Here is a 20298-nt window from a genome sequence, read left to right on the forward strand (position 1 = left end):
CTTCCGGCTCTGCGCCGCCCGCGGCGGTCAGGCGGAGACGGCCGCGGCCTGCCGGCGGGCGGCCACGGCACGGCTGTAGCGCACGGTGAAGACCGCCGGGACGGCGAACCCGCAGACCTTGACGGCGATGATCGCGGCGAGCGCGTGCGGGGCGGCGGCGAGCAGGACGGCCAGGAGAGCGGCGTTGACGGTGAAGGACACCGCCCAGACCGCTGTGATGATCACGTTGGTGCGGAGGAAGACCCGGTTTCCCCAGACCTCCGGCGGCACCATGGTCTTGGCGATGCCCAGGGTGAAGGGCCGGCGGACGGCCAGCGAGCCCCAGGCGGTGAGGGCGAGCCAGCCGAGGGAGAGCGCCGTGTTGTAGGGCTCGAGCGGCGAGTCCGGGGCGGCGAAGGCCAGCGCCGCCAGCAGGGCGAAGAACACCCCGGAGCTGAGCTCGATGACCATCTGGTCCGGCGAGCGGCCCGCTCGGCGGTCCAGCACGACCAGCCCGATCGACAGCAGGAGGCCGGCCAGCGCCCCGAAGCGCCAGTCGATCTCGGTGGCGACGACCGCGAAGGCGATCCACGGAAGAAAACTGCGGAGGTACCCCATGACCGGACCCCGCTCCCCTCGACATTCCATCTCTGACATGTCAAAGCTAGAAGCTCCACTCGCGACATGTCAACAGTGGAATGTTAGGATGCGGGTCATGAGCCTTCGCCACGCCGTCCTGGGACTCCTCGCCGATCATCCGGCGAGCGGATACGACCTGCTCAGAACGTTTCAGACGTCCCTGGCCAACGTCTGGCCCGCCACCCAGAGCCAGCTCTACACGGAGCTGAACCGGCTCGCCGAGGCCGGACTGGTGACCGTCGCCGCCGAGGGGCCGCGCGGACGCAAGGAGTACGCGCTCACCGAGGCGGGCCGCCAGGAGCTGCTTCACTGGCTGACCGAGGTCGAGCCGCAGCGCAACCGGCGCAGCGACGCGCTGCTGCGGGTCTTCTTCCTCAACCAGGTCGACCAGGAGCGGGCCCGGGCCTATGTGGAGCGCGAGGGGGCCCTGGCCGCGGAGCGCCACGAGGGACTGCTGGAGCTCGAGCGCTCGGTCGACTGGGACACCGGCGGTGACCTCGCCTTCTACGGCCGGCTGACCCTGGAGTGGGGGCTTCGCTTCACCCGGATGCAGCAGGAGTGGGCCGCGTGGGCGGCCGAACACATCCGCGATCGGGAGCCGGAGGGCGCCGAGCGCCCGTAGCATGGCGCCGGGGTGGTGTACTGGAGGTGCGCATGACCACAGAAGAGTCGCCGTACGACATCCTCGTCGTGGGCGGTTCCGGAGTGGACACCGTGGTGCGGGTGGACAGCCTGCCCGTACCGCTCGTGGACTCCCTCGGGGTGGAGCCGGTCCGGGAGTGGCCCGGCCAGACCGGGGGCAACGTGGCGTTGGGCTGCCGCGCGCTCGGCATGGACGTGAAGTTCCTCGACTTCGTCGGGGAGGACTGGATCGGCGCCATGGTCAGGGAACGCCTGGCCAAGGGCGACGTCGACTTCGAGCCGCTGATCTCCCCCGCCGGCACCCGGCGGGCGGTCAACCTCGTGGACGCCACGGGCCGCCGCATGTCCTTCTACGACGGACGCGACCCGGCGGACCTGCGGATGCCGCGCGAGTTCTACCTGCCGCACCTGCGCCGGGCCCGGCATGTGCACCTGTCGATCTCGCACTTCACGCGCTTCCTCTACGACGACATCGAGGAGCTGGGCCTGCCCGTCTCGACCGACCTGCACGACTGGGACGGGCTGGCCGAGCACCAGCGGGAGTTCGCCCGCCGCTCCGACCTTGTCTTCCTCAGCGCGGCAGGAGCGGGCGAGCGCATCGCGGACGTCATGCGCGGGATCCTGCGCGACGGCCGCGCCCAGGCCGTGATCGCCACCGCGGGCGCGGGCGGCGCCTATCTGCTCGCGCGCGACGGGGGCAGCACGCCCCGGCACATCCCGGCCACCGTCCCGCACGCCCCGGTCGTCGACTCCAACGGCGCGGGTGACGCCTTCCTCTGCGGCTTCCTCCACGGGCGGATGCGCGGACTGGACCTCGACCTGTGCGCCCGCCTCGGCACCATCGCGGGCGCGTACACCTGCACCGCGGAGGGCAATCTCGCCCTCATCGACGCGGCCACGCTGGAGTCGGCTCAGGTCTCCCTTTCCGGCGCGTAGTCGTCCTCCTCCAGTCCGAAGGTCCAGGCGACGCCCTCCCGGGCGCTCCGGGTCCGCGGCGGCACCCGCAGCCAGTAGGTGCGGTGGGTGCCGTCGGGCTCCGGCGTCGAGTTGACCACTTCGACCATCACCAGCGGCTCGTCCCCCTCCAGTTCGATCCGCCACAGCACCCCGGCCGCGTCCCGCTGCACGGGCTCGGCCCCGGACTCCTCCAGATAGCGCTCGTAGCCGTAGTGCTCCAGCATCACCCGGCGCAGCTCGGCGTTCTCCTCCTCGCGTATGCGGCGCGGGGTCAGGCCGGCCAGCCCGTGGAGGAATTCGGCGGGCACGGGCATGCCCCGCCAGGCGTGCAGGGCGAAGCCGTCCGGGAACCGCAGCGCGGGACCGTCCCCCCGGTCCAGGCGGCCGGCCTCGTCCCGGTGCAGCTCCAGGGGCCGTTCGGCGACGACCGCCGCCCGCTCGTACGGCCACCACCATCCGGCGCTCCTGGCGACCGCGGCTATGCCGGCCAGCGCCTCCGTGCCCTCCTGGCCGTCGAAGGCGGCCAGCCACGCCGCGTCGTGCTGCCCGAGCACGGCGTCGAGCAGCGCGAGGCGCACGGCCTGCTCGCCGCCGGGCGTGCCGGAGGCGGTGTCGACCACACCGGTCCGTATCCGCTCCGTCAGCAACACCGTGGTGTCCCACAACTGGGCGCCCGTCAGGGCCCAGCGCTCCGCCCAGCCGGCCGGTCCGAGCCGGTCGGCGACGCGCTCCCGAGCGGCCGCCCACGGCCGGGTCCGCACCGCGTCGCGAACGCTGCGCCCCGCCGCGCCCTCCGCCGTCAGGCGCACGGCCAGAGCCGCCGCCTCGCGGGGCGAGCCCGCCCACACGATCCGCTCCGGCTCGGGCAGCCCCGCCAGCCGGTAGGCCAGGCGCACCCCTTCCTCCGCCGCCGCCCGGTCCGCCGGTCCGGTCGCCGCCACGATCTCGCGCCACACCGCCGTCGCGTCGCTCGCCGCCGTATCGCCCGCCGCCGTGTCGCGCGTCCCCGTCGAGACCGTCCCCGTCAACGCCGCCTCCGTCAACGCCGTCTCCGTCGACGTCACGTCCGCCACCGTCGCCATCGCTCCGCTCCCCCGCCCTCGTCAGTCCGCCACGACGCGCACCGCGCCGGGCACGTACTCGCGCTGCCGCACCACCCGGTACCAGCCCTTCGGCAGCGGTATCGCGGCATGCTCCTCGTGCACCACCCGCCCGCCGTCCGGGAGATGGAGGTACGCGGCCCCGAACGGCCCGGCCTCCCGCACCAGCGTCCCCGGCCCGACCACCGCGTGGGCGTGCCCGGTGACCTCGCCGAGCGCCAGCACCAGCCTCCCGCGCGCGTCCCTCGGCTGCCGCGGCAGCCGGTCCGTGCCCGGCGGCACGGCCGCCTCCGGGACGGGCACGATCAGGACGTCCCCCTGCCGGTACATGCGTGTCTCCCTTCCCGTCGGCACCCGCCGACCCGATGTCCACGACGCTACGCGGGGGGTGTGACAACGCCTCCGGACCGCCTGTGCACAGCCCGCGGCAGGCGCTGTCGGATCGGCTTGGTAGAACTCTTCGCGAGCAGAGCACCGCGTCCGTCCACCCCGGGAGACCACGATGTCCCACGTCGAACATCTGCAGGAACTGCACGGCCTGCCCGCCTTCGACTTCCCCGCGCCCGGCGCGCGGCAGGAGCTGCCGGCGGCCGGCGCGGTGGCCTGGCGGCTCTCCGTCAACCCCTGGCAGGACGACGCGAAGGAGACCTTCGCGGAGATCTGGGACCGCTTCCTGGAGACGGTCGACCCCGCCGGGGTCCGGGCCCTGGTCGTGGGCCAGTGGGGTGAGCCGTACGACAACGACTCCGGGGCCGTCGTGAGCCGTCTCGTCGACGCGCGGGAGCGGCTGACCGCGCTGGAGGCCGTGTTCATCGGCGACCTGGAGATGGAGGAGGCCGAGATCTCCTGGATCGAGCAGTCCAACGTGACACCGGTGCTGGACGCCTACCCGCGCCTGGAGGAGTTCGGCGTCCGCGGCGGCACGGGGCTGCGCTTCCCGGCGGTCCGCCATCAGCGGCTGCGCACGCTCTGCTTCGAGGCCGGCGGCCTGCCCGGCGAGGTCGTCCGCGGTGTCGCCGCCAGCGAACTCCCCGCGCTGGAGTACCTGGAGCTGTGGCTCGGCGTGGAGGAGTACGGCGGGAACGCCACGGTCGCCGACCTCGCGCCGGTCCTGGCCGGCGGCCGCTTCCCCGCGCTGCGCCACCTCGGCCTGCGCAACAGCGAGATCCAGGACGAGATCGCCGCCGCCGTGGCCGCGGCCCCCGTCGTGGCCCAGCTCGCCTCGCTCGACCTGTCGCTGGGCGTGCTCACCGACGAGGGCGTCGCCGCGCTGCTCGCGGGCCAGCCGCTGACCCACCTCAGCTGGCTCGACCTCCACCACAACTTCGTCACCGAACCGGTCGCCGAGCGGGTGAGGGCCGCCCTCGAGCCCTCGGGCGTGGAGGTCGACCTCTCCGAGCCCGGTGGCGAGGACGAGTGGGACGGCGAGATCCACCGCTACACCGCCGTCGCGGAGTGAGGCCGTCATGACCGTCGCACAACATCTGGAGACCTTCCACGGGCTGCCCGTGCACACGCTGCCCGGGCCCGGCACGGCCGCGCTGCCCGAGCCCGGCGCCGTGGCCTGGCGGCTGGACTGCTACGAGGCCGGCGAGATGCCCTTCCCCGAGCTGTGGCACCACTTCACCGGAGCGGTGGACACCACCCGGGTGCGCGCCCTGGTCCTCGGGCCCTGGTGGGACGACGAGTACTCCGACCTGCGTCCCGCCCTGGAGCTGGTGCTGGCGGACGCGGAGCGCTTCCCCGCCCTGCGCGCCCTGTTCCTCGCCGACGTGACCGGCGAGGAGTGCGAGGTCTCCTGGCTTCAGCTGACCGACGTCACTCCCGTCCTCGAACGCTTCCCGCTGCTGGAGGAGTTCGGCGTGCGCGGCGGTGACTCGCAGGGCCTGGGCGAGGAGCCGCTGTCGCTCCGCCCGGTCCGCCACGAGGCGCTGCGCGTGCTGCGCTTCGAGTCAGGCGGGCTGCCGGGCGCCGTGGTCCGCGCCGTCGGCGCCTGCGAGCTGCCCGCGCTGGAGTGGCTGGAGCTGTGGCTCGGCGTGGCGCAGTACGGCGGCGACGCCACGGTCGCCGACCTCGCGCCGGTCCTGGCCGGCGGCCGCTTCCCCGCGCTGCGCCACCTCGGCCTGCAGGACAGCGAGTTGCAGGACGAGATCGCCGCGGCCGTCGCCTCCGCGCCGGTCGTCGCGCAGCTGGAGACGCTGAGCCTGTCCATGGGCACGCTCACCGACACCGGTGCCGAGGCGCTGCTGGGCGGCCAGCCGCTCACCCATCTCAAGCGGCTCGACCTGCACCACCACTTCATGGGCGAGGCCGTGGCCGAGCGGCTCCGCGCGGCCCTGGGCTCCGCGGGCACCGAGGTGGATCTGTCGGAGCGCCAGACGCCGCATCGCTGGCGGGAGGAGGAGTGGCGCTATGTCGCCGTCTCCGAGTAGCCGAACCGGCGGCGGGCTCCGCATCGCCGTCGTCGGCAACCCCGGCAACCGCAGGACGGCCCTGTTCGCCGACGCCGTCCGTGCCGCGGGGCATCCCGCGCCGCGTGTGCTGGCGTGGCGGGACGTGCTGCGCGGGCGGTACACCTTCGCGCCGGGCGAGTTCGTGCGCATCGACTCCCCCGGCGAGGACGCGGAGGTCGACGTGCTGCTGCGGGGTGCCGACGACCCGGCCCGGGTCGAGGGCACCGCGCTGTGGTACCGCCGCTTCACCGCCGCCGTCCGCGAGGTGACGGCGGCGGCCCGCGGTGCCGGTGCGGTGCCGTCGGCGGACCCCGGAGAGATCGCGGTCCTGTTCGACAAGCGCCGCTGCCACGCCCGGCTGGCCGCCGCCGGCGTACCGGTGCCGCCGTCACCGGCCGGGCCGCCGGTGCGCGACTGGGCCGAGCTCAGGGAACGGCTGCGGGCCGCCCGGATCTCCCGCGCGTTCCTCAAGCCCGCGCACGGGTCCTCCGCCTCCGGGGTGGTGGCGCTGGCGATGGCGGGTGCCGGCCGGATCAAGGCGACGACCTCGGTGGAGACCACCCCCGACGGCCGGTTGTTCAACTCCCTGCGCGTGCGGGAGTACCGCACCGAGCCCGAGGTCGCCGCCCTCGTCGACGCGCTCGCCCCGGACGGACTCCATGTCGAGCGCTGGCTGCCCAAGGCGTCCCAGCGCGGGCACGCGGCGGATCTGCGGGTGGTGGTCGTCGCCGGCCGTGCCACGCACGCCGTCGTACGGACCAGCCCGCACCCCATGACGAATCTGCACCTCGGCGGCGCCCGCGGCGACCTGGACACCGCCCGCGCGGCGATCCGCGCCGCGGGCGGCGACTTCGGCGACGTGCTAGCGACGGCCGAACGGGCGGCCGCGTGCTTCCCCGGCACGCTCTGCGTCGGCGTGGACGTCCTCCCCGCCACCGGCTGGCGCCGCTTCGCCGTCGGCGAGGTCAACGCCTTCGGCGATCTGCTGCCCCGGCTGACCGGCCTGCCCGGCAGCGCCGCCGAGGGCCTGGACACCTACGCCGCACAGGTCGCCGCCCTACCGGCCGCGATGGAACGCGCGCGACACGAGGAGCACCTCCATGACCCCACCGCTTGACATGAACGAGATCGTGGGGAGCCACGACATCCTGCTGGTCACCCTCGACACGCTCCGCTTCGACGTGGCCGAGGAACTGGCCGCGGCCGGCCGCATCCCCAACCTGGCCCGCCATCTGCCCGGTGGCCGCTGGGAGCGCAGGCACGCGCCGGGCAGCTTCACCTACGCGTCCCACCAGGCGATCTTCGCGGGCTTCCTGCCCACGCCCGCCGCGCCCGGCCCCCACCCGCGGCTGTTCGCGGCGCGTTTCGCGGGCAGCGAGAGCACCGCGGACGGCACCTTCGTGTACGACACCCCCGACCTGGTGTCGGGGCTGGCCGCCGCCGGATACCGCACCGTGTGCATCGGCGGTGTCGGCTTCTTCAACAAGCAGGCGCCGCTGGGCTCGGTGCTGCCCGGGCTGTTCCAGGAGAGCCACTGGGAGCCGGAGTTCGGGGTGCCCTCCCCCACCTCCTTCGAGGCGCAGGTCGCCCGCGCCGAGAAGGTCGTCGCCGGGCTGCCGCCGGAGCGGCGGCTGTTCCTCTTCGTGAACGTGTCGGCGCTGCACCAGCCCAACTGGTTCCATCTGCCGGGCACCACCCGGGAGGCGGGCGACTCGCGCGCCACCCACGCCGCCGCCCTGGAGTACGTGGACCGCCACATCGGCAGGCTCTTCGCCGCCGCCGCGAGCCGCCGCCCGTGCCTGGCCGTCGTCTGCTCCGACCACGGCACCGCGTACGGCGAGGACGGCCACACCGGCCACCGCATCGGCCACGAGGTCGTGTGGACGGTGCCCTACGCCCACTTCCTCCTCGACGGGACCGCCCGATGACCCTCACCGACGTGACCGACTCCTCCGCGCCCCCGGCCACGGCCGCCGTGCGCCCGTACCAGCACTACGTGTACGCGTACCCGCACAAGACCGCCTACCGCGCGCTGCCCCGCGAGCGCGCCCGGCTGCGCGAACTGTGGGCGGACGAGCCGAAGGACGCGCTCTCCCTCTACTTCCACATCCCCTTCTGCGAGATCCGCTGCGGCTTCTGCAACCTGTTCACCAGGATCGGGGCCCCCGACGGCCTGGCGACCGCCTACCTCGACGCGCTGGAGCGCCAGGCGAGCGCGGTACGCGAAGCGCTGGGCGAGGGCGCGCGGTTCGCCAACGCCGCCTTCGGCGGGGGCACGCCCACGTATCTGGAGGCCGCCGAGCTGGAGCGGCTGTGCGATCTCGCGGAGCGCGGCATGGGGGCCGACCTGCGGGCGATACCGCTGTCCGTCGAGGCCTCGCCCGCCACCGCGACCGCCGACCGGCTCTCCGTGCTCGCGGCCCGCGGCACGACCCGGCTCAGCCTGGGGGTGCAGAGCTTCGTCGACGCCGAGGCGCGCGCCGCGGTCCGGCCCCAGCGCCGGGCCGACGTCGAGGCGGCGCTCGGCCGCATCCGGGAGGCCGGCATCCCCGTCCTCAACATCGACCTGATCTACGGCATCGACGGCCAGAGCGAGCGCTCGTGGACGGAGTCCCTCGACGCCGCCCTCGCCTGGCGGCCCGAGGAGCTGTATCTGTACCCGCTCTACGTCCGCCCGCTCACCGGCCTCGGCCGGCACACCGCCGAGGCCGGGCGCGGCGAGGCCGCGTGGGACGAGCAGCGGCTGCGGCTCTACCGTCACGGCCGCGACCATCTGCTGGCCCATGGCTACGAGCAGGTGTCGATGCGCATGTTCCGCCGGGCCGGCGCGCCCACCACGGGCGGCGGGGACTACGCCTGCCAGACCGACGGCATGGTCGGCCTCGGCTGCGGTGCCCGCTCGTACACCTCCACGCTGCACTACTCCTTCGACTACGCCGTCGACATGCACCGCATCCGCGGGATCATCGACGACTACGCGGTCCGCTCCACCGAGGAGTTCCGCCACGCCGACTTCGGCTGGGCGATGGACGCCGAGGAGTCCCGGCGCCGTCATCTGCTGCAGTCGCTGCTGCAGGCCGAGGGCCTGCCCCTCGCGGAGTACCGGGCCCGTTTCGGCACCGGCCCCGCGGAGGACTTCGCCGCCGAACTGCAACGCCTCGCCGGCCGCGGCTGGCTGGACGAGTCCGCCGGTCCGGAGCTGCTGCGGCTGTCGCCCGAGGGCCTGGCCCACTCCGACGCGGTCGGTCCCGAGCTGTTCTCCGCCGCGGTGCGCGAGCGCATGGCCGCGTACGAGCTCAAGTGAGGGTGCCCGCCATGGACCTGACGATCCTCTACCGCGGCCCGCTGGCGTCGTGCGACTACGACTGCCCGTACTGCCCCTTCGCCAAGCGCCGCGACAGCCGTGCGCAGCTGACCGCCGACCGCGCCGCCCTGGAGCGCTTCGCCTCGTGGGCGTCCGGAGGGGACCGGCAACCGCAGGACCGGCTCTCGCTGCTGTTCACCCCGTGGGGCGAGGGCCTGGTGCGCTCCTGGTACCGCCGTACGCTCGCGGAGCTGAGCCGGCTGCCGCACATCCGCCGGGTGGCCATCCAGACCAACCTGAGCTGCCGCACCGACTGGGTGGGCGACGCCGACCCGGACACGCTCGCCCTGTGGTGCACCTTCCACCCCGGCCAGACGCCCTACGACCGCTTCCTCGCCAAGTGCCGCGACCTGGCGGACCGCGGTGTCCGGCACAGCGTGGGTGTCGTCGGCCTGCCGGAGCACCTGGAGCACGCCCGCCGGCTGCGAACGGACCTCCCGGAGCACGTCTACCTGTGGGTCAACGCCGCCGAGGGTCACACCTACACCGACGCCGAGGCGGAGGAGTGGACCGCGCTGGACCCGCTCTTCCCGTACAGCCGCCATCCGCATCGCAGCGCGGGCCTGCCGTGCCGCACGGGCGAGTCCGTCATCTCGGTGGACGGCGACGGCACGGTGCGCCGCTGCCACTTCGTCCGGGAGGAGCTGGGCAACCTCTACGACGGCTCCTACCGCGCGGCGTTGCGCCCCCGCCCCTGCCCGCTGGCCGTCTGCGACTGCCACATAGGCTACGTCCACCTGGAGACGCTTCCGTTGTACGACGTGTTCGCGGGCGGGGTCCTGGAGCGGATCCCCGCCGCGCCGCCGCCCGGGCGGACACCGCCGCTTCAGCTCTTGACGCCGACGCCCCCGTAGCAGCCCACCCGCCGCAGTTCCGCGGCGTCCGGCAGCGGACCGTCCGGCTTCCACAGGGGCACCTGGACGAGCCCGGGCTCGACCATGGTGAAGCCCTCGAAGAAGCGCTCGATGCCGTCCTTGCGCCGCTCGTTCATGGTGGCGGTGGCCCTGCGGTAGGCCTCCTGGACCTCGGGCAGCGGGCTGCCGCCGTGGAAGTCCGCGGACACATGGGACAGCACGAGGAAGCTGCCCGGCGCCAGCGCGTCCCGCAGCGTGGCCACGATGCCGTACGGGTCCTCGTCGTCCCGGACGAAGTGGAGCACCGCCACCAGCATCAGGGCCACGGGCCGGTCGAAGTCGACGAGTTCGCGCACGACGGGGTGGTCGAGTACGGACCGCGGGTCGCGGACGTCGGCCGGCACGAATCCGGTGTCCCGGCTGACCGCGAGCTTGGCTCCCGCGTGGGTGGACACGATGGGGTCGTTGTCCACGTACGCGACCCGCGTGCCCGGCGCGATCCCCTGGGCGATCTCGTGGGTGTTGGGCGAGGTGGGGATCCCGGTGCCGATGTCGATGAACTGCCGGATCCCCTGCTCGGCGACGTGGCGCACGGCGCGCCGCATGAACGCGCGGTTCTCCAGGGCGGTCGGCACGACGTCGGGCACGGCGTCGACGAGCCGCTGCGCGGCCCGCCGGTCGGCTTCGTAGTTGTCCTTGCCGCCGAGGTAGTAGTCGTACATCCGCGCCGGGTGCGGCGTGGTGGTGTCGATCTCCTCGGGCGCGTAGCCCTTGTCGGTCATGTCGTGCTCCTGGTGCGTCCTGGTGCGTCCTGGTGCGTCGGTGGTGCGACCCGCGGGGGGGCGTCAGCCCTTGCGGCCGACGCCTCCCCAGAAGGCGACGCGTGTGTGCTCGCCCTCCTGCGGGAGCGGGGAGTCCGGGCGCCACCGCGGGACCTGCACGATTCCCGGATCGACCAGGGAGAACCCGTCGAAGAAGGGCTCGATCTCCGGCTTGCTGCGCAGGTTCAGGGTGGAGGTGGCGTTCTTGTAGGCCTCGCCGGCGTCGGCGTCGACGTCCTGGTGGAAGTCGGTCGTGCCGTGGCTGAGGATCAGGTGGCTGCCGGCCGGGAGGTTCTTGGCGAGCGTGCGCACGATCCCGGCCGGGTCCTCCTCGTCACGGACGAAGTGCAGGAGCGCCACGAGCATCAGCGCGACCGGCTCGTCGAAGTCGATCAGGTCCCGGATCGTGGCGTGCTCGAGGATGGTCTCGGGCTCGCGGACGTCGCCGAGGAAGAATCCGGCGTTGCCGGTGTTGGTCAGCCGGGCACCGGCGTGGGCGGCGACGATGGGGTCGTTGTCGACGTAGGCGACCCGGGCCTCGGGAACGACGGAGCGGGCCACCTCGTGGGTGTTGGGCGAGGTGGGGATGCCTGTGCCGATGTCGATGAACTGCCGGATCCCCTGTTCGGCCGCGTAGCGCACGGCGCGCTGCATGAAGTCCCGGTTGGCGCGGGCGCTGGGGCGGGCGTCGGGGGTCATGCGGATGACCATCTCGGCCGCTTCCCGGTCGGCCTCGTAGTTGTCCTTGCCGCCGAGGTAGTAGTCGTACATCCGGGCCGGGTGGGGCCGGCTGGTGTCGATCTCGTCCGCGGGGAAGCCCTTGTCGGTCAACGCCCTGCTCCGTTCGGATTCCGGTGGCCCTTGTGGGTCCAGGTCGGTGCGGTTCGTGGTGCGGCGGCCCGTCCGGTCGTTCATTGCATCAGGAAGTCGGCCTGGCCCGCCTTGGCGCCCTCGATGAATGACATCATCTCGTTGCCGGTGTAGATGAGGCAGGGTCCGTCGGGCTCCGCGGACTGGCGTAACGCCACCCGGCCGTCGTCCATTTCGAGGGCCTCGACGCACGAGCCGCCGTTGCCCCCGCTCCACGGCTTGCACCAGCCCTCGCGGGCGAGTTCCCGGGCGGGCATGCCGTTGTGGATCCGCTTCATGGTCATGTCTCCTTGTGGATGGCACCGAGGATCTGCTCGGTGCTCCGGGTGGGCGCGGCTTGTGCGCACATCCGGTCCAGGGCCTCAAGGAAGGTCGAGACATCGTCTCGGTCGTCGAAGTAGACGGCGCCGACCAGGCTTTCGGAGTAGACGACGTCCGGCAGGTCGTGCGTCTGGAACCGGAAGATGTGGAAGGGCCCGTACATGGCGGGATGGGGTCCGGCCGTGAACGGCATTATCTGCAGGCGCACGTTGGGCAGGGCGCAGCTCTCGATGAGCTTGGCGATCTGGGCGCGCATGACCGCCGGCCGGCCGATGGGTCTTCGCAGAACCGTTTCGTCGAGGACGATCCAGACCAGCGGCGCGTTGTCCCGGGTGAGCAGGGCCTGGCGTTCCATGCGCAGCGAGACCCCGCGTTCGATCTCCGCCTCACCGGCGCGCGGATTGCCCGCCCGCAGCACCTCGCGCGCGTAGTCCTCGGTCTGCAGCAGTCCGGGGACGTAGTGCGGCTCGTAGGCGCGGATGACGCCGGCCTCGCCCTCCAGGCTCACGAAGGCGCTGAACCAGTCGGGCAGGACGTCGCGGTAGCGATGCCACCAGCCGGGGCGGTTGGCCTCCCTGGCGAGCGAGAGGAACGCCTCGATGTCCGCCGGGTCGGTGACGCCGTAGGTGCGCAGCAGCTTCTCGACGTAGGGGATCTTCAGGCCGACCTCGGCCTTCTCCATCCGGCGGATGGTGGCGTGGGTGACGTCCAGCGCCCGGCCGGCGTCCTCGAAGGTGAACCCGGCCTTCTCGCGCAGGTCCTGGAGCCGCTTGCCGAGCACCACCCGGAGGACGGTGGGAGCACCGGACGCCCGCGCTTCCATCACGACCAATTCCCCCAACTCCCTTCTGCCGCAAGCAGTGTGTCATGCCGTCAACGAAAACCGACAGTGCGCGACAGCCGTTCTGTAAATTACAGATCGCATCTTGCCAACAGTTCGAACGGGACCGCATAGTTAGCGACGTGGCCTCCTCACCAGACGCTCTGCGGTTAGAGCGCCGTGGCGACCTCGACGCCCGTCGCTGCCAGGACCTTTTCCGTTTGCCCGCCCTCGGGTCCTCGGTCGCCGACGCACGCCATCGCGTGCGGGCACGACTGAGGGAGTGGGAGGCGGACGAAGGGCTCCGCGACGACGCCGAGATGATCGTTTCCGAGCTCTTCACCAATGCCGTCATGCACACCGGCAGTGCCTTCATCACCTGCGGACTGCGGTTCGACGGCGACCGGCTGCGCCTGGAGATCAGCGACCAGGGGCGCGCGCCGACCGCGCCCCGGCCGCGCGCGGCGGGCCTCGACGAGGAGGGCGGACGCGGTCTGCTGCTGGTGGGCGCGCTCTCGCAGGCATGGGGAGTCCGGCCCACCGACGACGGTCGCGGCCGTGTCGTGTGGGCCGAACTCACGGCCGGGACGTCGTCCTTGTGAGGAACGCACGCCCCGGCGCGCTCCGCCCGGGCCCGGCCGGAGCGGCAGCGGGCCCGACGTAGAGGAGAAGCAGGTCCGGCCTAGAGCGGCAGCAGGTCCGGGCGCTTGGGCTCGACGTTGTCGCCGGAGGACTCCCCGCGCAGCCGCCGGCCGATCCAGGGCACGAGGTACTCGCGCGCCCACTGGATGTTGTCCCGCCGGATCTCGGCGGGCGCGCGGAAGGGCTCCGGCGGCCACGCCTGGTCGGGGTCGGCCGGCACCTCCAGGCCCAGCACCTGCGCGGCGCGCAGGGCGACACGGGTGTGCCCCTCGGGCGACAGGTGGAGGCGGTCGGCGTCCCAGGCCCGGCGGTCCTGGACGGAGCGCAGTGACCACAGGTCCAGCACGGGAGTGTCGTACCGGTCGGCGATGGCGCGCACGTGGGCCGTGTACGTGGCGATCTTGCCGCGCAGATGCCGCAGTACCGGGATACCGCGGGTGTCGAAACCCGTGCACAGCACCACGGTGCCGACGGTGGCGGTGAGGCGGGCGACCGCGGCCTCATAGCGCTCGGCGACGTCGTCGGGGTCGCTGCCGGGGCGCAGGATGTCGTTGCCGCCCGCGCAGAAGGTCACGAGGTCGGGCGCGAGTTCGACGGCCCGCGGCACCTGCTCCTCGACGATCTGGTCGAGGAGGCGGCCGCGCACTGCCAGGTTCGCGTACCGGAAGTCGTGCTCGGGGCGGCGGTCGGAGAGGAGGACCGCCAGCCGGTCGGCCCAGCCGATGAACGTTCCGTCGGGACCCGGGTCCCCTACACCCTCCGTGAAGCTGTCCCCCACGGCTGTGTACGACCCGATGGCGTCACTGTTGTTTCTTTTCGAATCGTCTGGCACGTCAGCACATACTTCACCTCCTCAAGTGGCCTACGCCACCGTAACCAGGGGTTGACGGGGGGTGATGTATCCCACCCGCCCGGATTCGCCGGACGCGGAATACGGCGGCGTCCGGGTCGCCGCACGCGTACCGGACGGCACCGGGCTCGCCCACCGGCGGCCGCGGACGGCGGTGCTCCCGAAATCACATACCGTGCGGTACGGGCGCTGCCCCCGTTGCCGTAAGGTCGGGAACGGTCCGGCCGCCGGTGACCCGCACCGCCCGGCCCCGTGAGCGAAGGAGCGCCGGTGACCGAGCAGACGCCGCAGACCGCCCCGTCCGAACCCGAGCTGACCGGGGTGCGCAACTTCCGCGACGTGGGCGGCCTCCCGACGGCCGACGGCCGCCGGGTCCGGTACGGGCGGCTCTTCCGCAGCGGGCACCTCGCGCACGCGACCGAGGAGGACGCCGCGTTCCTCTCCGAGCTCGGGCTGCACACGGTCTTCGACTTCCGCAACGCCTCCGACATGAAGCTGGAGGGCCCGGACGTCCGGCTCCCCGGCGTCCGCAACGTGAACATGCCGCTGAGCGACCCCGCCCAGGGCGCCGAGTTCTGGACGACGGTCCGCGACGGCGACATCGACGCGCTGCGCGCCATCCTCGGCGAGGGCCGCGCCGCCGCGCGCATGGTGGAGGCGTACCGCCGCATCGTGCTGGACCGCACCGCCGAGCACCGCCGCATGCTGGAGCTGCTCGCCGAGCAGGAGTCGGTGCCCGCGCTGCTGCACTGCGCCGCGGGGAAGGACCGGGCCGGCACCTCGATCGCCGTCATCCTGCTCGCGCTCGGGGTCGAGCGGGGCGCGATCGTGGAGGACTACCTCAAGAGCAACGAGGCCCATCGCCGCTACCGCATCAAGCGCGGCGACCAGGCGGAGCCGGCCACCACCCCCGAGGTCATGGAGCTGCTGGGCCCGCTCTTCGACGCCCGCAAGGAGTACCTGGAGACCGCCTTCGACACCATCGAGGAGCACTGGGGCTCCGTGGACCGCTACCTGGAGGAGGGGCTCGCCCTCACGCCGGAGCGCCGCGAGCGGCTGCGCGAGCTGTTCCTGGACGGCGCGGACGGCGCGCAGCCGGCCTGAAGCGGAGCCGGCTGAGGGAGCCGGCCCGAAAGGAGCCGGCCCGAGCGCCGTCGGTTTCCTCGCTCGCCGGGCGCCCTACTTGGCCCCGGCCAGGTGGAAGATCAGGAAGAAGAACGCGGCGATGACGTGGACCCCCACCAGGTAGATGAAGGTACGCACCTTGAAGCCCATGGGGGCCTTGCCGGAGGTGTTGTCGGGCACGGGAGGTCCTCTCGTCATGCGCCGTGATGGCGCGGGGAACGGCCGTCGCCCAGGCACAGCTCCGCGACGGAACTCCGCAGCAGCGTGTGGACGAACAGCAGATCGACACCGTCCGGCGAGGCCGCCGCGATGCGGTGCGGGGTGAGCGAGTCGAAGTGGGCGCTGTCGCCGGGCACCAGCCGGTGCACGGCCTCGCCGAGGGTGAGCCGCAGCTCGCCCTTCAGGACGTACAGCCACTCCTCGCCGGGGTGGACACGGACCAGCCCGTCCTGGGGCCCGGGCGGCACGTGCAGCCGCAGTGCCTGCATCGCCCGCCCGGGGTTCCCGGCCGGCCGGTACGTCCAGCCGCCGACCTCCGCGGGGAGCACGGAGCCGCCGCGGACGACCGGATCGCGTTCCGGTGAGGTTTCGCCCAGGAGGTCGGAGACGGTGGTGCCGTAGGTGCGCGCGAGCGCCAGCAGCATGGGGAGCGAGGGCTGCCGCTGCCCGGTCTCCAGCCGGGACAGGTGCGCGGGCGAGAGCCCGGCGCGGGCGGCGGCCGCCTCCAGCGTCAGCCCGCCCCTGCGGCGCAGCTCGCGCAGCTGGGGGGCGACGTCCGGCAGGGGCGCGTCGTCCGATGGTGAGGTCATACTTCAGGTATAGACACGCTTCGCCCCTGAGGCAAAAAATTTGCCTCAGGGGCAAGATCAGCAGACGGGCGGCGGCGCGGATCAGCGGTTGGCGACCGCCTGCTTCACCAGTGTCCGGCCGAACTCCCACACCAGGCCACCGCCGCCGTGTGCGTCGTCCATCACGGCGGTGAAGGCCTCCACGAAGCGGTCCACCTCCCGCTCACCGATGATCAGCGGCGGGATCAGCTTGATCACCTCCAGGTGGTCCCCGGAGACCTGGGTGAGGATACGGTGCCGCTGGAGCAGCGGTACGACGACCATCTGCGCGAACAGGCCCTTGCGGGCGGCCTGCAGCATCGTCCAGCGGCTGCGCAGCCCGAGCGACTTCGGACGGCCGAACTCGATGCCGATCATGAGTCCGCGGCCGCGGACCTCGTGCAGCAGCTCGTAGCGGTCGACGAGCGCGGCGAGCCGGGTGCGCAGCAGGTCACCGGTGGCCCGGGCGTTGGCGACGACCTTCTCGTCCTCCATCACCGCGAGCGTGGCCAGCCCCGCCGCCATGGCCTGGGCGTTCGAGCCGAAGCTCGCGGAGTGCACCAGCACCCGGTCCATGGACGAGAAGACCTTCTTGAAGATCCAGTCCTTGCCGAGGGTGGCGCCCACCGGCACGTAGCCGCCCGACAGGGCCTTGGCGACGCAGACCAGGTCCGGTTCGACGCCCTCCTCGTGCCGGTAGGCGAAGAAGTCCCCGGTGCGGCCGATGCCGGTCTGCACCTCGTCGGCGATGAGCAGCGCCTTGTGGCGGTGCAGCAGCTCCTGCGCCGCCCGCAGATAACCTGGCGGCGCGGCGTGGACGCCCTTGCCCTGGATCGGCTCGACGATCAGGGCGGCGACGTCACCCTTGGCCAACTCCCGCTCCAGGGCGCCGAGATCGCCCAGCTCCACGGCCGTGTCGGGGAGCAGGGGGTCGAACCCCTCGCGAAACCCGCCCTCGCCGTTGACCGACAGCGAGCCCGTGGTCAGCCCGTGGAAGGCGTGGTCGCAGTAGAGCACGCGCGGCTTGCCGGTGGCGTAACGGGCGAACTTCAGGGCGGTCTCGACCGCCTCGGTGCCGCTGTTGCCGAAGAACACCCGGTCCAGGCCCGGCGCGTACGACAGCAGCTTCTCGGCGAGCAGCCCGGGCAGCGGCTGGCAGTCGAAGCGGGTGAGGTCCGCGAGCCCGGCGTCCAGGACGTCGTGCAGCGCCTTGCGGACCACGGGGTGGTGACGGCCCAGGGCCATCACCCCGAAGCCGGCGAGCATGTCGAGGTGGTCCCGGCCCTCGTCGTCCCAGAAGTACGCGCCCTCGGCCCGCTCGTAGACCTTGTCGAAGCCGATGGTGTGCAGCATGCGCGGCAGCTGGTGGTTGAGGTACCTGGCGTGCAGGTCGTAGCGCTCGGCTCCGCGCTCGGCCAGCAGTCTCACCAGGTCGAATCCCTTGGGCTCAGGATCGGGCGGTGTCATCGCTCACGTGCCTCTCGTTCGGATGCTGCTCGTTCGCCGCGATACGGGTCAGGGTGGCCCCGATCCGGCCGGCGATCTCGGCGGGGGTGAGCCCGATGTCCGCCAGCAGCTCGCCGCGCTTGGCGTGCGCCAGGAACTGCTGCGGGATGCCGAAGTCACGGACCGGCACATCGGTGTCCGCATCCCGCAGGGCCTGCGCCACGGCCGAACCGACGCCACCGGCACGGCCGTTGTCCTCGATGACGGCGACCATGCGGTGCCGGGCGGCGAGCGCGGGCAGCTCCGCGTCGAGCGGCTTGACCCACCGGGGGTCGACGACCGTGACGCCGACGCCGCGTTCGCGCAGCAGGGCGGCGGCGGCCAGGGCGACCGAGCCGAGGGCGCCGACGGAGACCATCAGCACGTCGGCCCGGTCGCCGCGGTGCAGGACGTCCATGCCGCCGACGCGGTCGATGGCCGGCAGCGCCTCCCCGACGGTCTCCTTGGGGAAGCGGATGACGGTGGGCGCGTCGTCGACGTCGATCGCCTCGCGCAACTGGGCGCGCAACTGGTCGGCGTCGCGCGGGGCGGCGATCCGCAGGCCCGGGACGACCTGGAGGATCGACATGTCCCACATGCCGTTGTGGGAGGCGCCGTCGTCGCCGGTGACGCCCGCCCGGTCCAGGACGAAGGTCACGCCGCACTTGTGGAGCGCGACGTCCATCAGGACCTGGTCGAAGGCGCGGTTGAGGAAGGTCGCGTACACGGCGACCACCGGGTGCAGGCCGCCGGTGGCCAGGCCCGCCGCCGATACCGCCGCGTGCTGCTCGGCGATCCCGACGTCGTACACCCGGCGCGGATAGGCCTTGGCGAACTTGTCCAGCCCCACCGGCTGGAGCATGGCGGCCGTGATGGCCACGACCTCCGGCCGCTCCGCGCCGATCCGCACCATCTCGTTGCCGAAGACCGAGGTCCACTTCGGGCCGCTCGACGGGGTGAGCGGCTCGCAGGTCAGCGGGTCCATGGCGCCCACCGCGTGGAAGCGGTCGGCCTCGTCGCGCTCGGCGAAGGCGTAGCCCCGGCCCTTCTCGGTGAGGCAGTGGATGAGGACCGGGCCGTGGAAGCGCCGCGCCCGGCGCAGCGCGGACTCCACGGCCCCCACGTCGTGGCCGTCGATGGGGCCGACGTACTTCAGGCCCAGGTCCTCGAACATGCCCTGCGGGGCGAAGGCGTCCTTGAAGCCCTTCTTCGCACCGTGCAGGGACTCGTACAGCGGTTTGCCGACCACGGGCGTCTGCTGGAGCACCTGTTTGCCCCAGGCCAGGAAGCGCTCGTAGCCGTCGGTGGTGCGCAGGGTGGCCAGGTGGTTGGCGAGGCCGCCGATGGTCGGCGCGTAGGAGCGCTCGTTGTCGTTGACAACGATGATCAGCGGGCGGTCCTTGGCGGCGGCGATGTTGTTCAGCGCCTCCCAGGCCATGCCGCCGGTCAGGGCGCCGTCCCCGATGACGGCGACGACGTGGTCCTGCCGGCCGAGCACCTGGTTGGCCTTGGCCAGGCCGTCGGCCCAGCCCAGCACCGTGGAGGCGTGGCTGTTCTCGATGACGTCGTGCTCGGACTCGGCACGCGAGGGGTAGCCGGACAGGCCCCCCTTGCCGCGCAACTTGGAGAAGTCCTGACGGCCGGTCAGGATCTTGTGCACATAGGACTGGTGTCCCGTGTCCCACAGGATGCGGTCGGCCGGCGAGTCGAAGACCCGGTGCAGGGCGATCGTCAGCTCGACCACGCCCAGATTGGGTCCCAGGTGCCCCCCGGTCCTGGCCACCGCTTGCACCAGGAATTCACGGATCTCCACGGCGAGTTCGCCCAACCGTTCCGGCGGAAGGGCCTTCAGGTCGCGCGGACCACGGATGTTCTCGAGCAGCGACACTTTCCCACCTCGCTCCCCTGCCGGGGATTGTTTCGCTTTAGCTCACACTGATCTGCGGCTCTCCTGACGGGACGCCGTCGGCCTGCATGCGCTCGGCGAGCTTCATGGCCTCCTCGATGAGGGTCTCCACGATCTTCGACTCCGGCACGGTCTTGATGACCTCGCCCTTGACGAAGATCTGCCCCTTGCCGTTGCCCGAGGCCACCCCCAGATCCGCCTCACGCGCCTCACCGGGACCGTTGACGACACAGCCCATCACCGCGACCCGCAGCGGGACCTCCATGCCCTCAAGACCCGCCGTCACCTGGTCCGCCAGCTTGTACACATCCACCTGCGCACGACCGCACGACGGGCACGAGACGATCTCCAGCCGCCGCTGCCGCAGATTCAGCGACTCCAGGATCTGGATGCCGACCTTGACCTCCTCCGCCGGAGGCGCCGACAACGACACCCGGATCGTGTCCCCGATCCCCTCGCTCAGCAGCGCACCGAACGCCACCGCCGACTTGATCGTCCCCTGGAACGCCGGACCCGCCTCGGTCACCCCCAGGTGCAGCGGATAGTCGCACTGCGCCGCCAGCAGACGGTACGCGTTGACCATCACCACCGGGTCGTTGTGCTTCACCGAGATCTTGATGTCCCGGAAACCGTGCTCCTCGAA

The 20298-nt window shown here is 72.5% G+C and carries 23 protein-coding genes; 10 read left to right on the forward strand and 13 right to left on the reverse strand.

From position 1 onward, the window contains the following. Positions 1-27 precede the first annotated feature (27 nt). Complete coding sequence (locus ACWDAS_RS12970; protein ID WP_450389186.1) at positions 28-597, reverse strand: hypothetical protein; 570 nt, start codon at positions 595-597, stop codon at positions 28-30. Positions 598-694: 97 nt separating this feature from the next. Between ACWDAS_RS12970 and ACWDAS_RS12975 the strand changes: the two genes are divergently transcribed. Both ACWDAS_RS12975 and ACWDAS_RS12980 read left to right on the forward strand, forming a co-directional pair. Next, positions 695-1240: a PadR family transcriptional regulator gene (locus ACWDAS_RS12975; protein WP_450389187.1), complete on the forward strand. Its 546-nt coding sequence runs from the start codon at positions 695-697 to the stop codon at positions 1238-1240. A gap of 32 nt (positions 1241-1272) precedes the next feature. Next, positions 1273-2196: a carbohydrate kinase family protein gene (locus ACWDAS_RS12980; protein WP_450389188.1), complete on the forward strand. Its 924-nt coding sequence runs from the start codon at positions 1273-1275 to the stop codon at positions 2194-2196. Here ACWDAS_RS12980 and ACWDAS_RS12985 read toward each other — a convergent pair. Both ACWDAS_RS12985 and ACWDAS_RS12990 read right to left on the reverse strand, forming a co-directional pair. Next, positions 2172-3299 carry a DUF6745 domain-containing protein gene (locus tag ACWDAS_RS12985; protein WP_450389190.1) on the reverse strand — a complete coding sequence of 376 codons (1128 nt, stop codon included), beginning with the start codon at positions 3297-3299 and terminating at the stop codon, positions 2172-2174. The genes ACWDAS_RS12980 and ACWDAS_RS12985 overlap by 25 nt on opposite strands. 21 nt (positions 3300-3320) lie before the next feature. Next, positions 3321-3647, reverse strand: coding sequence for a hypothetical protein (locus ACWDAS_RS12990; protein ID WP_450389191.1), 327 nt, complete (start codon positions 3645-3647; stop codon positions 3321-3323). A 172-nt stretch (positions 3648-3819) separates the two neighbouring features. Between ACWDAS_RS12990 and ACWDAS_RS12995 the strand changes: the two genes are divergently transcribed. Genes ACWDAS_RS12995 through ACWDAS_RS13020 form a run of 6 tightly spaced genes read left to right on the forward strand, consistent with a single transcriptional unit; the run spans position 3820 to position 9988 of the window. Then, a complete protein-coding gene (locus tag ACWDAS_RS12995; RefSeq protein ID WP_450389193.1) occupies positions 3820-4776 on the forward strand; it encodes an STM4015 family protein in 957 nt (318 codons plus the stop codon). A gap of 7 nt (positions 4777-4783) precedes the next feature. Continuing rightward, complete coding sequence (locus tag ACWDAS_RS13000) at positions 4784-5749, forward strand: STM4015 family protein (RefSeq protein ID WP_450389195.1); 966 nt, start codon at positions 4784-4786, stop codon at positions 5747-5749. Continuing rightward, complete coding sequence (locus tag ACWDAS_RS13005) at positions 5730-6887, forward strand: STM4014 family protein (RefSeq protein ID WP_450389197.1); 1158 nt, start codon at positions 5730-5732, stop codon at positions 6885-6887. The genes ACWDAS_RS13000 and ACWDAS_RS13005 overlap by 20 nt, the downstream gene beginning before the upstream one ends. A gap of 1 nt (position 6888) precedes the next feature. Continuing rightward, positions 6889-7698, forward strand: a complete 810-nt coding sequence (locus ACWDAS_RS13010) for an STM4013/SEN3800 family hydrolase (RefSeq protein WP_450389239.1) — start codon at positions 6889-6891, stop codon at positions 7696-7698. Continuing rightward, on the forward strand, positions 7695-9074 hold the full coding sequence (locus ACWDAS_RS13015; RefSeq protein ID WP_450389199.1) for an STM4012 family radical SAM protein: 1380 nt from the start codon (positions 7695-7697) through the stop codon (positions 9072-9074). The genes ACWDAS_RS13010 and ACWDAS_RS13015 overlap by 4 nt, the downstream gene beginning before the upstream one ends. Positions 9075-9085: 11 nt before the next feature. Then, on the forward strand, positions 9086-9988 hold the full coding sequence (locus tag ACWDAS_RS13020) for an STM4011 family radical SAM protein (RefSeq protein WP_450389201.1): 903 nt from the start codon (positions 9086-9088) through the stop codon (positions 9986-9988). On the opposite strand, the gene ACWDAS_RS13025 is transcribed toward ACWDAS_RS13020, so the two are convergent. From ACWDAS_RS13025 to ACWDAS_RS13040, 4 genes are all read right to left on the reverse strand, one after another. Further along, positions 9961-10770, reverse strand: a complete 810-nt coding sequence (locus ACWDAS_RS13025; protein ID WP_450389203.1) for an SAM-dependent methyltransferase — start codon at positions 10768-10770, stop codon at positions 9961-9963. The two genes, ACWDAS_RS13020 and ACWDAS_RS13025, sit on opposite strands and share 28 nt — an antisense overlap. Positions 10771-10833: 63 nt before the next feature. Beyond that, positions 10834-11640 (reverse strand): SAM-dependent methyltransferase, encoded by an 807-nt coding sequence (locus tag ACWDAS_RS13030; protein ID WP_450389205.1) that lies wholly within the window; start codon positions 11638-11640, stop codon positions 10834-10836. Positions 11641-11720: 80 nt separating this feature from the next. Then, positions 11721-11963: a DUF397 domain-containing protein gene (locus ACWDAS_RS13035; protein WP_450389207.1), complete on the reverse strand. Its 243-nt coding sequence runs from the start codon at positions 11961-11963 to the stop codon at positions 11721-11723. Then, positions 11960-12823: a helix-turn-helix domain-containing protein gene (locus ACWDAS_RS13040; RefSeq protein ID WP_450389241.1), complete on the reverse strand. Its 864-nt coding sequence runs from the start codon at positions 12821-12823 to the stop codon at positions 11960-11962. Before ACWDAS_RS13040 ends, ACWDAS_RS13035 begins: the two co-directional genes overlap by 4 nt. Before the next feature lie 218 nt (positions 12824-13041). Here ACWDAS_RS13040 and ACWDAS_RS13045 point away from each other — a divergent pair, with 218 nt between their 5' ends. After that, positions 13042-13422, forward strand: coding sequence for an ATP-binding protein (locus ACWDAS_RS13045; protein WP_450389209.1), 381 nt, complete (start codon positions 13042-13044; stop codon positions 13420-13422). A gap of 80 nt (positions 13423-13502) precedes the next feature. On the opposite strand, the gene ACWDAS_RS13050 is transcribed toward ACWDAS_RS13045, so the two are convergent. Then, a complete protein-coding gene (locus ACWDAS_RS13050) occupies positions 13503-14294 on the reverse strand; it encodes an SGNH/GDSL hydrolase family protein (protein WP_450389211.1) in 792 nt (263 codons plus the stop codon). A 288-nt stretch (positions 14295-14582) separates the two neighbouring features. On the opposite strand from ACWDAS_RS13050, the gene ACWDAS_RS13055 reads away from it, so the two are divergent. Beyond that, the gene (locus ACWDAS_RS13055) at positions 14583-15416 is read left to right on the forward strand and encodes a tyrosine-protein phosphatase (RefSeq protein WP_450389212.1); all 834 of its coding nucleotides are present in this window, start codon (positions 14583-14585) and stop codon (positions 15414-15416) included. A gap of 75 nt (positions 15417-15491) precedes the next feature. On the opposite strand, the gene ACWDAS_RS13060 is transcribed toward ACWDAS_RS13055, so the two are convergent. The 5 genes from ACWDAS_RS13060 to ACWDAS_RS13080 form a co-directional block, all read right to left on the reverse strand. Further along, entirely contained in the window at positions 15492-15617 is a 126-nt protein-coding gene (locus ACWDAS_RS13060; RefSeq protein WP_450389214.1) for a DUF6126 family protein, read from the reverse strand. A gap of 14 nt (positions 15618-15631) precedes the next feature. Further along, positions 15632-16246, reverse strand: a complete 615-nt coding sequence (locus tag ACWDAS_RS13065; protein WP_450389216.1) for a helix-turn-helix domain-containing protein — start codon at positions 16244-16246, stop codon at positions 15632-15634. An 81-nt stretch (positions 16247-16327) separates the two neighbouring features. Then, positions 16328-17731: an aspartate aminotransferase family protein gene (locus tag ACWDAS_RS13070; protein WP_450389218.1), complete on the reverse strand. Its 1404-nt coding sequence runs from the start codon at positions 17729-17731 to the stop codon at positions 16328-16330. Beyond that, positions 17712-19637, reverse strand: coding sequence for a 1-deoxy-D-xylulose-5-phosphate synthase (gene dxs / locus ACWDAS_RS13075; protein ID WP_450389219.1), 1926 nt, complete (start codon positions 19635-19637; stop codon positions 17712-17714). Before dxs ends, ACWDAS_RS13070 begins: the two co-directional genes overlap by 20 nt. Positions 19638-19674: 37 nt before the next feature. Then, positions 19675-20298, reverse strand: a 624-nt coding sequence (locus ACWDAS_RS13080) for a flavodoxin-dependent (E)-4-hydroxy-3-methylbut-2-enyl-diphosphate synthase (protein WP_450389221.1), incomplete at its 5' end; no start/stop codon positions are given.

The sequence above is a fragment of the Streptomyces sp. NPDC001070 genome (assembly GCF_053598835.1).

Coding starts and splice junctions, on each gene's coding strand:
- ACWDAS_RS12970 (WP_450389186.1), bottom strand. CDS start 597: ATGGGGTACCTCCGCAGTTTTCTTCCGTGGATCGCCTTCGCGGTCGTC.
- ACWDAS_RS12975 (WP_450389187.1), top strand. CDS start 695: ATGAGCCTTCGCCACGCCGTCCTGGGACTCCTCGCCGATCATCCGGCG.
- ACWDAS_RS12980 (WP_450389188.1), top strand. CDS start 1,273: ATGACCACAGAAGAGTCGCCGTACGACATCCTCGTCGTGGGCGGTTCC.
- ACWDAS_RS12985 (WP_450389190.1), bottom strand. CDS start 3,299: ATGGCGACGGTGGCGGACGTGACGTCGACGGAGACGGCGTTGACGGAG.
- ACWDAS_RS12990 (WP_450389191.1), bottom strand. CDS start 3,647: ATGTACCGGCAGGGGGACGTCCTGATCGTGCCCGTCCCGGAGGCGGCC.
- ACWDAS_RS12995 (WP_450389193.1), top strand. CDS start 3,820: ATGTCCCACGTCGAACATCTGCAGGAACTGCACGGCCTGCCCGCCTTC.
- ACWDAS_RS13000 (WP_450389195.1), top strand. CDS start 4,784: ATGACCGTCGCACAACATCTGGAGACCTTCCACGGGCTGCCCGTGCAC.
- ACWDAS_RS13005 (WP_450389197.1), top strand. CDS start 5,730: ATGTCGCCGTCTCCGAGTAGCCGAACCGGCGGCGGGCTCCGCATCGCC.
- ACWDAS_RS13010 (WP_450389239.1), top strand. CDS start 6,889: ATGAACGAGATCGTGGGGAGCCACGACATCCTGCTGGTCACCCTCGAC.
- ACWDAS_RS13015 (WP_450389199.1), top strand. CDS start 7,695: ATGACCCTCACCGACGTGACCGACTCCTCCGCGCCCCCGGCCACGGCC.
- ACWDAS_RS13020 (WP_450389201.1), top strand. CDS start 9,086: ATGGACCTGACGATCCTCTACCGCGGCCCGCTGGCGTCGTGCGACTAC.
- ACWDAS_RS13025 (WP_450389203.1), bottom strand. CDS start 10,770: ATGACCGACAAGGGCTACGCGCCCGAGGAGATCGACACCACCACGCCG.
- ACWDAS_RS13035 (WP_450389207.1), bottom strand. CDS start 11,963: ATGACCATGAAGCGGATCCACAACGGCATGCCCGCCCGGGAACTCGCC.
- ACWDAS_RS13040 (WP_450389241.1), bottom strand. CDS start 12,823: ATGGAAGCGCGGGCGTCCGGTGCTCCCACCGTCCTCCGGGTGGTGCTC.
- ACWDAS_RS13065 (WP_450389216.1), bottom strand. CDS start 16,246: ATGACCTCACCATCGGACGACGCGCCCCTGCCGGACGTCGCCCCCCAG.
- ACWDAS_RS13070 (WP_450389218.1), bottom strand. CDS start 17,731: ATGACACCGCCCGATCCTGAGCCCAAGGGATTCGACCTGGTGAGACTG.